13 protein-coding genes are annotated in these 11,687 nt (G+C 64.2%); 7 read left to right on the top strand and 6 right to left on the bottom strand.

Features of this window, described 5'->3' with window-relative positions:
* Positions 1-6: 6 nt before the first annotated feature.
* The gene (locus AB6804_RS22120) at positions 7-324 is read right to left on the bottom strand and encodes a YnfA family protein (RefSeq protein WP_370888292.1); all 318 of its coding nucleotides are present in this window, start codon (positions 322-324) and stop codon (positions 7-9) included.
* Between the two features lie 136 nt (positions 325-460).
* Here AB6804_RS22120 and AB6804_RS22115 point away from each other — a divergent pair, with 136 nt between their 5' ends.
* Entirely contained in the window at positions 461-1,819 is a 1,359-nt protein-coding gene (locus AB6804_RS22115; protein WP_370888291.1) for an MATE family efflux transporter, read from the top strand.
* Here AB6804_RS22115 and AB6804_RS22110 read toward each other — a convergent pair whose 3' ends face one another.
* Positions 1,820-2,884 (bottom strand): alpha/beta fold hydrolase, encoded by a 1,065-nt coding sequence (locus AB6804_RS22110; RefSeq protein WP_370888290.1) that lies wholly within the window; start codon positions 2,882-2,884, stop codon positions 1,820-1,822.
* A 178-nt stretch (positions 2,885-3,062) separates the two neighbouring features.
* On the opposite strand from AB6804_RS22110, the gene AB6804_RS22105 reads away from it, so the two are divergent.
* From AB6804_RS22105 to AB6804_RS22095, 3 genes are read left to right on the top strand one after another with little or no spacing between them, the layout of a single operon-like run.
* Positions 3,063-3,821, top strand: coding sequence for a DNA/RNA non-specific endonuclease (locus tag AB6804_RS22105; protein WP_370888289.1), 759 nt, complete (start codon positions 3,063-3,065; stop codon positions 3,819-3,821).
* Entirely contained in the window at positions 3,814-4,074 is a 261-nt protein-coding gene (locus tag AB6804_RS22100) for a hypothetical protein (protein WP_370888288.1), read from the top strand. Before AB6804_RS22105 ends, AB6804_RS22100 begins: the two co-directional genes overlap by 8 nt.
* Position 4,075: 1 nt before the next feature.
* Complete coding sequence (locus AB6804_RS22095) at positions 4,076-4,591, top strand: methylated-DNA--[protein]-cysteine S-methyltransferase (RefSeq protein WP_370888287.1); 516 nt, start codon at positions 4,076-4,078, stop codon at positions 4,589-4,591.
* A gap of 65 nt (positions 4,592-4,656) precedes the next feature.
* Here AB6804_RS22095 and AB6804_RS22090 read toward each other — a convergent pair whose 3' ends face one another.
* Complete coding sequence (locus AB6804_RS22090; RefSeq protein ID WP_370888286.1) at positions 4,657-5,571, bottom strand: OmpA family protein; 915 nt, start codon at positions 5,569-5,571, stop codon at positions 4,657-4,659.
* Positions 5,568-5,825: a hypothetical protein gene (locus tag AB6804_RS22085; protein ID WP_370888285.1), complete on the bottom strand. Its 258-nt coding sequence runs from the start codon at positions 5,823-5,825 to the stop codon at positions 5,568-5,570. Before AB6804_RS22085 ends, AB6804_RS22090 begins: the two co-directional genes overlap by 4 nt.
* A gap of 381 nt (positions 5,826-6,206) precedes the next feature.
* On the opposite strand from AB6804_RS22085, the gene AB6804_RS22080 reads away from it, so the two are divergent.
* From AB6804_RS22080 to AB6804_RS22070, 3 genes are all read left to right on the top strand, one after another.
* Positions 6,207-7,718 (top strand): RAD55 family ATPase, encoded by a 1,512-nt coding sequence (locus AB6804_RS22080; protein WP_370888284.1) that lies wholly within the window; start codon positions 6,207-6,209, stop codon positions 7,716-7,718.
* Positions 7,715-8,071 carry a response regulator transcription factor gene (locus AB6804_RS22075; RefSeq protein WP_370888283.1) on the top strand — a complete coding sequence of 119 codons (357 nt, stop codon included), beginning with the start codon at positions 7,715-7,717 and terminating at the stop codon, positions 8,069-8,071. The genes AB6804_RS22080 and AB6804_RS22075 overlap by 4 nt, the downstream gene beginning before the upstream one ends.
* A gap of 131 nt (positions 8,072-8,202) precedes the next feature.
* A complete protein-coding gene (locus AB6804_RS22070; protein ID WP_035967520.1) occupies positions 8,203-8,457 on the top strand; it encodes a CsbD family protein in 255 nt (84 codons plus the stop codon).
* Between the two features lie 111 nt (positions 8,458-8,568).
* Here AB6804_RS22070 and AB6804_RS22065 read toward each other — a convergent pair whose 3' ends face one another.
* A complete protein-coding gene (locus AB6804_RS22065; RefSeq protein WP_035967519.1) occupies positions 8,569-9,348 on the bottom strand; it encodes a fumarylacetoacetate hydrolase family protein in 780 nt (259 codons plus the stop codon).
* A 53-nt stretch (positions 9,349-9,401) separates the two neighbouring features.
* Positions 9,402-11,609 carry an acetate--CoA ligase family protein gene (locus tag AB6804_RS22060; protein ID WP_370888282.1) on the bottom strand — a complete coding sequence of 736 codons (2,208 nt, stop codon included), beginning with the start codon at positions 11,607-11,609 and terminating at the stop codon, positions 9,402-9,404.
* Between the last annotated feature and the right edge of the window lie 78 nt (positions 11,610-11,687).

The following is an 11,687-nucleotide window of genomic DNA, read 5'->3' as shown; positions in this document are numbered from 1 at the left end:
CAACCGTCAGCGCGGCTGAAACGCGATCACGCTCATTCCGATCAGCGCGATTGCCGCGCCGGTCACGTCCCACGCGGTCGGCCGAATGCGGTCGATCGCCCATAGCCACAGGATCGCCGTGCCGATATAGACGCCGCCATACGCGGCATAGATGCGCCCGGAGGCGGCATCGTGCAGCGTAAGCAGCCAGGCGAACAGCGCGAGCGACAGCGCGCCCGGCACCACGAGCCACGGCGATCCGCCCGCCTTCAGCCATCGATACGGAAAATAGCAGCCCGCGATTTCCGCGAGCGCGGTCACGACATAGAGCGCGAAGGTTTTCATGGCGTGCATTATCGGCTGGGGCGCGAAGTTGCGTCGAGTTGCGTCGAGTTGCGTCGAGTTGCGTCGATTTACGTCCGGTTGCACCGTAGCGCCGCGCTGACGACAATGTCGCCTTTCCCTGCCAACGCCTGCTCCTTTGACCGATTCCCCGCACTCCTCACCCGCCGACGCGCTACCGGTGCACTGGCATCGGCGTGTGCTGAAGCTCGCGTTCCCGATCGTCCTCGCCAATCTCACACAGCCGATTCTCGGCGCAGTCGACACCGCCGTCGCCGGCCATCTCGACGGCCCGCAGTATCTCGGCGGCGTCGCGCTCGGCGGGCTCGTGTTCAGCTTCGTGTTCTGGGGCTTCGGCTTCCTGCGCATGGGCACGACGGGCCTCGTCGCGCAGGCGTTCGGCGCACGCGATGCCGCCGCCGTGCGGGCCAGCGTGATGCGCGCGCTGATGCTTGCACTCGCGATCGGGGCGGCGGTGCTCGCGCTGCAAGTGCCGATCATCCGATACGCGCTGCGGGTGCTCGGCGGCAGCGGCGCGGTGCAGGAGACCGCGAGCGCGTATTGCCACGCGCGCATCTGGGCCGCGCCGTTCGCGCTCGGCAATTACGCGGTGCTCGGCTATCTGCTCGGCTGCCAGCGCGTGCGGCTCGCGCTCGTCACACAGGTGTTCATCAACGCGGTGAATATCGTCGCGGTGCTGCTGTTCGTGTATCGCTTCGGCTGGGGAATCGCGGGCATCGGCGCGGCGACCGCGTTCGCGGATGTCGGCGGCTTCGCGCTCGGTGCGGCGATTCTCTGGCGCTTGCGTGACCGCGGCCTGCCGCCCATCGCGCTTGCCACGCTATTCGATCTCCGCGCGATCCACCGCCTCGTCGCGATCAATCGCGACATCTTCGTGCGCACGCTCTGCCTGCTCGGTTCCTATGGCTGGTTCGCGCACATGGGCGCGCGTCAGGGCGATGCCGTCCTCGCAGCGAACGCGCTCCTGCTCAACTTTCAGACCTTCATGGCCTTTGGGCTCGATGGTTTCGCGCATGCGGCGGAAGCGCTCGTCGGTGCGGCGACGGGCGCGCGTGACCGGCACGCGTTCCGCCAGGCCGTCAGGGTGACGATGCTGTGGTCGGCCATCGGCGCGGCGGGGTTTTCCATCGTCTACTGGATCAGCGGGGAATGGATCATCGCGCGGCTGACGGATCAGGCCGTCGTGCGCGAGGCGGCAATGCGCTATCTGCCGTGGGCCGCGATTCTGCCGCTCACATCCGTTGCGGGATTTCAGCTCGACGGCGTGTTTATCGGGGCGACGCGCACGCGCGAACTGATGAAGGCGATGGCCGTCTCGCTTGCGGTGTATCTGCTCGCCGCGTGGACGCTCGCCGGTCCGCTCGGCAATCACGGGCTATGGCTCGCGCTCACCGCATTCATGGTGGCGCGAGGCGTCACACTGTGGGTGCAGTTGCCGTCGATCGAGCGGGCGTCATGCGGAGGCGGACGGGCGTGACTATTCCGCTCTGGACGGCGACGCGGCGAGCCCTTCCAATAACGCCTTATGAAACGCCTGCGGATCCTGCATCTGCGGCGCGTGACCCAGTTCCGGAAACTCGACGAGCCGCGCCCCTTCGATGCGCTCCTTCGCCAGCTTCGCGAGTTCCGGATAGCGGCCGAGCGTCGCGCGAATCTCCGGCGGCGCGAGGTCCTTGCCGATCGCGGTCGTGTCCTTGTCGCCGATTAAGAGTAACGTCGGCACGCGCAACTGCTCGAACTCATACACCACGGGCTGCGTATAGATCATGTCGTAGAGCAGCGCCGAATTCCACGCGACGATACTCTTGCCCGGCCCGCGATACATCCCCGCGAGCATCTGCACCCAAGGCTCGTAGTCGTCGCGCCAGTGGCCCGCGTAGTACGTGTTCATCTCGTATCGGCGGATACCGTCGGCGCTGGTCTTCAATTCGCGCGCATACCAGTCGTCGATTGAAATCGACGGCACGCCCTTCGCCTTCCAGTCCTCGAGCCCGATCGGATTGACGAGCACCAGTTGCTCCGTCTCGCGCGGATACATCAGCGCATAGCGCACCGCGATCATCCCGCCCGTCGAATGCGCGATGAGCGCCGGACGGCTCACGCCGAGCGCCGCGAGCAGCGCATGCGTGTTGCGCGCGAGTTGCTGGAAGCTGTATTGATAACGCTCCGGCTTGGTGGACTTGCAGAAGCCAATCTGATCCGGCGCGATCACGCGATAACCGGCATCGCTCAAAGTATCGATGGTCTGCTTCCACGTCGCCGCGCAGAAGTTCTTGCCGTGCAGCAGCACGGCGGTGCGCCCGTTCGGATGCGGAGGATGCACGTCCATATACGCCATCCGCACGACCTGACGCTGCGACGTGAACGCGAATCGCGCGACCGGGTACGGATAGTCGAAGCCTTGCAGTTCGGGACCATACGCGGGACCGTCGTTGCTGGCGGGCGCTTGCGCCGTATCGTCAGCGGACGCACACGGGGCGACCGTCAGCGCGATGCACGAGGCTATCGAAAGCAGGATCGATCGAATCAAACGAGGCTTCATGGGCGTTTTTTCGGGATGATGGAGGCCCCAGCGATTCTAGCTCGCAGCCGCCGCTTGCGTTTCGATGCCGTCGCGCAGCCTTTATACTGTGCCGCCTCGCTGGCCGCGTGTCGAATGCAGCGCACCGGCGAGTTATCAGCAATGTATCAAGCGTCGCATTCAGTTCGGACTTTCAAGCATGCAAGCAAGCATCAAGGCGCTCGTCGCCGCCCTTCTCGGCGCCGCGTGCATCAGCGCGTTCGCGAGCGACTGCCCGCAGTTCAGCCCGGGCGGCCTCGCGCCGGTCGTCACCAATTCGAAGATGCGCGTGTCGGCGCAGGAAGTCTGCTACTCCGACTTCGCGCTCCTTCATTCGGGCATCACGCACGGGCCGCTGTGGTCGGCGGAACATCTGACGGCGAGGAGCGTGGATGACGCCAAAGACAACACGCGCACCAACCGCTTTTTCGTCGACAAGCGGCTGCCGCCCGGCGACAGCGCCCAACTCGACGACTACAAGCGCAGCGGCTACGATCGCGGCCACATGAGTCCCGCAGGCGATCGCGCGACGAAGAAAGGCATGGCTGAATCGTTCTCGCTGGCGAACATCGTGCCGCAGGACCCATCGAACAACCGGAGCATCTGGTCGCGGATTGAGGAAGCCGTGCGCCGCCTCACGGAAGAATCGGGCGAGGCGTACGTCGTGACCGGGCCGCTGTTTTCGGGCCGGCAATTGCAGACGATCGGCGAATCGCGCGTGCTCGTGCCGACTCAGCTGTACAAGGTGGTGTATCTGCCGAAAAGGCAGATCGCGTTCGCAGTCGTCGTCGAGAACACGCCGACCAAAACCTATACGATGAAAACCGTGCGCGAACTCGAAGCGATGAGCGGTCTCGCGTTCCCCGGCATCCCCGATGCACTGAAAGATAAACGAATTGGAGGACTAAGAGGTGTTTAAGCCATTTGCCAACGATACCGACGCGATGAACATCGCGGGCGACGCCATCAACATCGTCAACGGCACGACGCGCGTGACCGTCAGCGGCGATTTGACTATCGCGCGGGACAAGGCGGGGCTGGCCGCCGCGAAGGCGCTTCACGAGGCGCTGGGTGCGATCGTCGCGGCGCTCGAGAGCGCGTCGGATCTGCCCGCGAAGCTCGCCGACGAGCCGCCCGCGCCGACCGGAACGGCGGACAATCCGTTCATCTGACGTGATCGACCTCCGTGTCAGCCCGAGTCCGCTCGGGCCCATTCTCTACCGCGCGGAGGACGAGCATCTGACCGGGCTGTTCTTCGTCGGACAGAAGCATTTTCCGAAGGGCATCCCGCAAGCGATGCCTGACGCGGACCGCCCTGCCCCTCGCGTGATCGCTCAGGCGCAGGAAGAGATCGCCGAATACTTCGCGGGCGAGCGCCGGGCGTTCTCGGTGCCGTTCCGGCTGCACGGGACCGTATTCCAGCAACAAGTGTGGGAATTGTTGAGCCGCATTCCTTTCGGCGATGCCTGGACCTATGGCGATCTTGCGCGCCGGCTGGGCTTGCCGTCGGGCGCATCGCGGGCCGTTGGCGGCGCAAACGGGCGCAATCCGGTGGCGATCATCGTGCCGTGTCATCGCGTGATCGGCGGCGACGGCGAGCTGACGGGTTACGCGGGCGGCGTCGATCGCAAGCGTTCGCTGCTCACGCTCGAAGGTGGACCGGGCCGCGAACAGCTTCTTCTCTTTTGAACACGTAAAAAAAGCTCGCGGACCTTGCGGTCCGCGAGCTTTTTATCTTGCGCCGTCGATGCGGCTTATTGCGTCAGCACGATTTCCACGCGACGGTTTTCTGCGCGGCCGTCGCTCGTCGCATTCGATGCGACCGGGCGCGACTTGCCGTAGCCCTTCGCCGCAAACACCTGCGACTGGAGGCCGTGGCTCTGCAGATATCCGAGCACGGACTGCGCGCGGTGTTCCGACAACGCGACGTTGTACGCATCGGAGCCGACAGCGTCGGTGAAGCCCTGGACCGTGACCGAGGAGAAAGTCACGTCGCGGCCATCGGCAATGACCTTGTCGAGAATGCGCTTGGCCTTCGGCGTCAGTTGAGCGCTATCGAACGCGAAGTTCGTCTTCCCGTCGAACGTGACCTTGCGTGAGGATGCGGCGACGGGCGCAGCGGCGACTGCAACAACTGTCTGCGGCCTGGATTCAGCAACCCGAGCCGGCGCGCCGCAGGTGAAGATGACCGAGCGCGCATCGCCCGGAGCCTGCGTGCCTTCGACGTTTTGCAACACCGTGTACGGCTGGTCGCCGCAAGCCTGCATACAGGCGCTGCCGTTTTCGAAAAGGCCATAGCATTCGGCGCGGAAAGCACACTGCCCGCTCGACGTCTTCATCTCCTGAGTATTAAAAGTAGGCCCGGAATTGGACGCGCAACCGGAAAGCACGGCAGCGACTGCAAGTACAGCGGCCACGATTTTATTGAAGGTCTCGGATTTAGTCAGATAGGACAACGAGCCTGGGATGACGCGCGCTTTACATTGAGAACGATGCCTTGCGTTACCCGCCGCGGTTGCGAGGCGGGCCATTCCAAAGCCGGGCGATTCTAGCAAGGGCGAATAGGCCAATCGCAGCAGACAAACCCAATTTTTCGAACTATTTCTAACGTCGACAATTCGCGTCATGCCCTGACGGAGAACTGCCGAATTCGCGACCGGAAATGTCAAAGCGATTTACGGCGCCGCGTATCCGCTTGAGAAAACTGCGAAGACTCATCTAGTTTCAGCGATTCATGCGGCGAGAAAATGCGCGAATCCGACGGCGGGGGCGACATGCGAGAGAAAATCGCCCGGTCGGCCTGAAAGCGGAACGGAGCGGCCGACAGCATATGAGGGTCGATCGACGGCTCCGCCGCTTGCGACGAAACCGGCGAGAACAACAACGAAGAAGCGAGACAGGCGGCGAGCGCGACAGCGCCCAAGATTGGATGCGAACGGTGCATGGCTTAGAAGGCAATGACTGGCGCGGCGCGCCGGGACAGACGCCGGAAACATACGGCGTCCAGGAGAAGCAACGCCCGCTATTTCAGCAGCGCGGCCATCCGCCGCCCATGAGAAACATCTCAAAGTGGTCTGTATGGGACGAACCGCAATATTGCGCGACTGCGGGCGCGATTCATGCGGCGCATTCAGACCACGGGTCATCGTGGCGTCGCCTCTCGCCGGTGCCGTCCGCGCCGGAACGCACGCACGAAAAGGCTTTGCGACGAGCGAATTCGCGCATTTACGGCGACAGCTTGACTCTCGTCAGCGATAATTCGCCATCTTGAAAAGGCGGTTCGCCGAGTAAAAACGAAATTCCCATGAGCGAAGACAACATTCTCCCGCCTGATCCATCGCCGCAGCCGACCGCCAGCGACGGCAATGTCACGACGGGTGTCCCGGGCCTGGACCACATTCTCGGCGGCGGCCTGGTCGAAGGCGGGCTCTATCTGATCGAAGGCATGGCCGGCGCGGGCAAGACGATCCTCTCGTCGCAAATCGGCTTCCATCGCGTCAAGAACGGCGACAGGGTGTTGTACATCACGCTCATCGCCGAGTCGCACACGAAGCTGCTGTCGCATCTGCGCGGACTGTCGTTCTACGACGCCGACGCCATCTCGGACCGCATGCTGTTCGTGAGCGGTTATCACGAACTGATGCGCGACGGTCTCTCCGGATTTCTTTCGCTGATCGCCGCGACGATCAAGACGGGCCGTCCGCGCTTCATGGTCATCGACGGTTTTCGCAGCGCGCGCGAGTTCAGTTCCACGGAGCTGGAGCTTTCGCAGTTCATCCACGAGTTGTCGGCGTTCGTGAGCGCGGCGCGGTGCACGACGCTGGTCCTCGCGCCGCTCTCGGGCAACGAGCCGCATCCGGAGCACACGCTGGTCGACGGGCTCATCGAGCTGAACCGCTTCAACAACGGGATGCGACGCGCGCGCGAAATCGAAGTCCATAAGCTGCGCGCCCGCGATCATCTGCTCGGGAAGCATTTTTTCAACATCACGGGGAACGGGCTTGTCGCGTTTCCGCGGCTGGAAGCCACGGCCGAACGGGCGGGCGCGCCGTGCCACCTCGAGGGCAGGCTCGATTTCGCGCTCCCGACCTTCGACCGCATGTTCGGCGGCGGCGTGATGCGCGGCTCCACGACCACGCTCGTCGGCCCATCGGGTGTCGGCAAGACGCTGCTCGCGCTCAAGTATCTGCAGGCGGGCACCGATCGCGGCGAACGCTGTGTCTACTTCGGCATCTACGAGTCCCCGGAGCGGCTACTCGCGAAGGCGCTCGGGGTCGGCATCGACCTGAAAGATGCCGTGAAGGACGGGCGGCTCGCGATCCACTGGCATTCCGCGGTGGAACTCGCCATCGACGAGCTCGCCGCCGAGCTGATCGCCGTCGTCACGCGCACGAACGCGTCGCGGCTCGTGGTGGACGGCATCGACGGCTTCCTGCAGTCGGCGAACCGCAGCGAGCGTTTTGGCCTCTTCATCAATGCGCTGACGCAGCGTCTTCGAAATATCGGCGTGACGACGGTGCTGACCGAGGAACTGCCGCTTTACAACGAATTCGGCGCGCCTGCGACGCTGCGCGCCTCCGCGATGACCGAGAACATCGTGCTCATGCGCTACGTGGAACTCAATTCGGCGCTCCATCGCATGGTAACGATCGTGAAGCAGCGCGAAGGCCCGCACGATACGGGGATCCGCCGGCTCACGATCGACTCGGACGGGCTGCATATCATCGAAGGGTTCATCGGGCCGACGGGCATCCTGTCCGGCCATCCGTCGCTCTCGCCCGCGATCTCCGTGTCGGACCCCGGCGCGCGCGCATGAAAAAGATCCTCGTCGTCGACGACGAATTCGACATCCTGACCACGTGGCGGCTCGTGCTCGAAATGGAGGGCTACGAGGTGATGACCGCATTCAACGGACGCGTCGCGCTCGAGGCCGCCAACATGAGCGCGCCCGATCTCGTCATCACCGACTGGATGATGCCGCACAAGGACGGCGTCGAGCTGATCCGTGATCTGGCCGCGAGCGAAACGCTGAGCAAGGTGCCGGTGATCCTGATGAGCGCCGCCGCGCACGCGCCCGCGGTCGATCACCCGCACACGCAGTTTCGCCGCAAGCCGTTTTCGATTGACGAGCTTCTCGCGCTGGTGAACCATCTGATCGGCCCGGCGTGAAGCGTGAATCATGCGCCGGGCACGAAGCATGCTCTATCGTCCGTTCCGGCGCTGCCGGTTGAATCGAAGCAGTATCGACGCAGTTCGAGGCAATTTCAACGCAAACCGCATCAACCAGAATGGGAGGCACCATGGTGCAAGATCAAGTGGAAGGCACGGCGCAAAACGTGGTCGGCAAGGTGCAGGACGCGGTCGGCGCGCTGACGGGCGATGCCGGCACGCAGGTGGAGGGCAAGGCGCGGCAGGCGTTGGGCTCGCTGCAGCAGACCTACGGCCAGACGATCGACAACGTGCGTTCGGCCGTCTCCGATCAGCCGATCAACGGCGTGCTGATTGCGGCTGCCGTCGGCTTCCTGCTCGGCGCGTTGTGGAATCGCGATCGCTGATCGTGCGATGCGCCGCCCGTCGGCGCATGCAGTCGAAAATGCAAAGCCGGCGCCCTCGTGCGCCGGCTTTGTCGTTTCTGCGCGTCTTGCGCGTGCGCCTAGGGTTCTTCGCTAGACGGCGAGCACATTCGACAAGGTGCCGATCCCTGCAATCGATACATCCACGCGCGCCCCGTCCTTGATCGAGCCGACGCCGACCGACGTGCCGCACGCGATGACATCGCCGGGAACGAGCGTCATGTCGTGCGAAATGAGGCTGACCTGCTCGGCGGGCGAGAAGATCATGTCGTCGAGCGGATAGTTCTGCCGTTCGACGCCATCGACGGTCGTCGTGAGCGTCGCGCTGCGCCAGTCGAAACCGCGCACGATCGCCGGCCCGAGGCACGTAAAGGTATCGAAGCCCTTCGAGCGGCACCACTGCGCGAAATTCGGATCTTCCTGCAGCAGTTCGATCGCGGTGACATCGTTCACACAGGTATAGCCGAAGATTGCGTCTTCTGCCTCTTCCACCGACGCGCCCGACACCGTCTTGCCGATCACGATGCCAAGCTCGCCCTCATACGCGATCTTGCCGTGATAGCTGCGCGGACGCCTGATCGCCTCGCTCGGCCCGATGACCGACATCGGCGGCTTGATGAGAAAGAGCGGATGCTGCGGCGGCGCCTTGTCGAGTTTCTGCGACAGCGCGTAATAGTTGTTCCACAGCGCGACGATCTTGCTCGGCTCGCACGGCGCGAGCAGCGTGAGATCGTCGGCGGCGAAGCTGATGTCGGTCGGGCGCGGTCGATCGAAAAGCGCGCCGTCGTGCTGCACGACGCGTCCCGAATGCGGATCGAGCGTGCCGAAGCCGATGCGTCCGTCGCCGTCGCGAAAGCGTATCCAGGTGGTCACTGATGCATCCTTTGTTGTGTGAGGGAGCGCGGGCCGCGCTCCCTCGTTTCACCTCAGATCAAACCCGCTCCGCGCGCCCACTTATATTTGGCGCCGAGCACCGCAACCGGCAATTCGGTCGAATACGCATACGCCGGTACGCCGTGCTCGTAAAGATACTCGGCGGCTTCCTCGACCTGCACGTCGCCGGCGAGCGACGCGACGATCGGCTTCTCGATGCCGAGCGCCTTCATCTCCTCCTTCACTTCGATCACGAGCTTCGCGAAGACCATCGGCGGCGTGATGATCGTATGCCAGTAGCCAAGGATGATCGAATGGATGCGGTCGTCCTGAAGCCCGAGCTTGATCGTGTTCTTGTACGTGCTCGGCGGCTCGCCGCCGGTGATGTCCACCGGATTGCCCGCCGCGCCGAACGGCGGGATGAACTTGCGAAACGCGGCGTCGAGATCGTCGGGCATCGTCATCAAGGACAGATTGTTGTCGACGCACGCATCCGACAGCAGCACGCCCGACCCGCCCGCGCCCGTGATGATGACGACGTTCTCGCCCTTGGGCGTCGGCAGCTTCGGAATGCCGCGTGCGAACTCGAGCAGATCGCGCAGCGAGCGGGCGCGGATCACGCCGCATTGCTGGAACACGTCCTCGTAAATCTTGTCGTTGCCGGCGAGCGCGCCGGTGTGCGAACTGGCCGCGCGTGCGCCGAGACTCGTGCGCCCCGCCTTCAGCACGACGACCGGCTTCTTCTTCGATACGCGCTTCGCCGCTTCCGCGAACGCGCGCCCATCCTTCAGGTCCTCGCAGTGCTGCGCGATGATCTCGGTGTTGTCGTCCTGCTCGAAGAACGTGAGCAGATCGTCCTCGTCGATATCGCTCTTGTTGCCGAGGCCGACGATCGCCGACACGCCCATCTTCGCCGAGCGCGAGAAGCCGATGATCGCCATGCCGATCCCGCCCGACTGCGACGACAGCGCCGCCTTGCCCTTCACGTCGTATGGCGTGCAGAACGTCGCGCAGAGGTTCTTCGGCGTGTAGTAGAAGCCGTAGATGTTCGGCCCCATCATGCGGATGTCGTACTGGCGCGCGATCTTCACGATCTCTTCCTGGCCTTCGTGATTGCCCGTCTCCGCGAATCCCGACGGAATCAGCACCGCACCCGGAATCTTCTTCTCGCCCACTTCGACCAGCGCCTGCGCGACGAACTTCGCCGGAATCGCGAACACGGCGACATCAATCACGCCGGGCACGTCCTTCACGCTCCTGTACGCCTTGCGGCCCATGATCTCGTCGGCCTTCGGGTGGATCGGATAGATCGTCCCCTGATAGCCGCCGTTGATGAGATTCTTCATCACCGAATTGCCGATCTTGCCGTCCTCGTTCGACGCGCCGATCACCGCGACCGCGTCCGGCTTCATGATGCGGTTCATCTGCGTGACGATCTGCTCCTGCGTCGGACGATAGCGCGGCGCGGCCGGCTGGAAGTCCATCACGATCCGCACGTCCGCCGCCACCGCGCCGCCCGGGCTCGCGAAGACCGGGTTCAGGTCCATCTCGGAGATTTGTGGGAAGTCGTCGACGAGGCGCGACACGCGCTCGACCAGCGTGACGAGCGCCTCGCGATCCACGGGCTGCGCGCCGCGCACGCCGCGCAGGACTTCGGCGGCCTGGATGCCGTCGAGCATCGACGCGGCTTCTTCACGCGTCACCGGCGCGAGGCGGAAGGTCACGTCCTTCAGCACTTCGACCAGCACGCCGCCGAGACCGAACGCGATCAGCTTGCCGAACGACGGGTCCGTCACCGCGCCGATGATCACTTCCTGGCCCGCGCCGACCATCTGCTGCACCTGCACGCCGATGATCGTCGCGTTCGCATCGTACTTCTTCGCGTTCTCGATAATGGACGCGTAGCCGGCGCGGACATCGGCCTCGTTCTTCACGCCGACGAGCACGCCGCCCGCTTCCGTCTTGTGCAGGATTTCCGGCGACACGATCTTCAGCACCACCGGAAAGCCGATGAACGACGCGAGCTTCGCCGCATCGTCCGCGCTGGTCGCGACGCCTTCCTGCGGCACGGAAATGCCGTAGGCATCGCAGACGAGCTTGCCTTCCGGCGCGGTCAGCGAGGTGCGGCCCTCCGCCTTCACGCGATCGAAAATCTCGGCGACGCGGCGTTTCGCATCGCTTGCATGCAGCGGCACGACGTTGGTGGCATGCGTGGATTCGTTGCGCGCTTCGCTGCGTTCCTGGACAACGGTGCTGTTCATTTGAAATGTCTCCGTGTGTAGGGGCGTGCCGGTTCGCGCCGCCCCTCGACCGGAGGCGGCGGCGTCACAACATCGAAT

It is taken from the genome of Caballeronia sp. RCC_10 (assembly GCF_041360715.1).
Taxonomy (GTDB): Bacteria; Pseudomonadota; Gammaproteobacteria; order Burkholderiales; family Burkholderiaceae; genus Caballeronia; species Caballeronia grimmiae.
The sequence above is the reverse complement of the archived record's forward strand: the minus strand, read 5'-3'. Positions and strand labels throughout refer to the sequence as shown.

Excerpts from the sequence above, each read along its gene's own strand:
- AB6804_RS22120 (WP_370888292.1), bottom strand. The coding sequence starts at position 324 with ATGAAAACCTTCGCGCTCTATGTCGTGACCGCGCTCGCGGAAATCGCG.
- AB6804_RS22110 (WP_370888290.1), bottom strand. The coding sequence starts at position 2,884 with ATGAAGCCTCGTTTGATTCGATCGATCCTGCTTTCGATAGCCTCGTGC.
- AB6804_RS22105 (WP_370888289.1), top strand. The coding sequence starts at position 3,063 with ATGCAAGCAAGCATCAAGGCGCTCGTCGCCGCCCTTCTCGGCGCCGCG.
- AB6804_RS22080 (WP_370888284.1), top strand. The coding sequence starts at position 6,207 with ATGAGCGAAGACAACATTCTCCCGCCTGATCCATCGCCGCAGCCGACC.
- AB6804_RS22075 (WP_370888283.1), top strand. The coding sequence starts at position 7,715 with ATGAAAAAGATCCTCGTCGTCGACGACGAATTCGACATCCTGACCACG.
- AB6804_RS22070 (WP_035967520.1), top strand. The coding sequence starts at position 8,203 with ATGGTGCAAGATCAAGTGGAAGGCACGGCGCAAAACGTGGTCGGCAAG.
- AB6804_RS22060 (WP_370888282.1), bottom strand. The coding sequence starts at position 11,609 with ATGAACAGCACCGTTGTCCAGGAACGCAGCGAAGCGCGCAACGAATCC.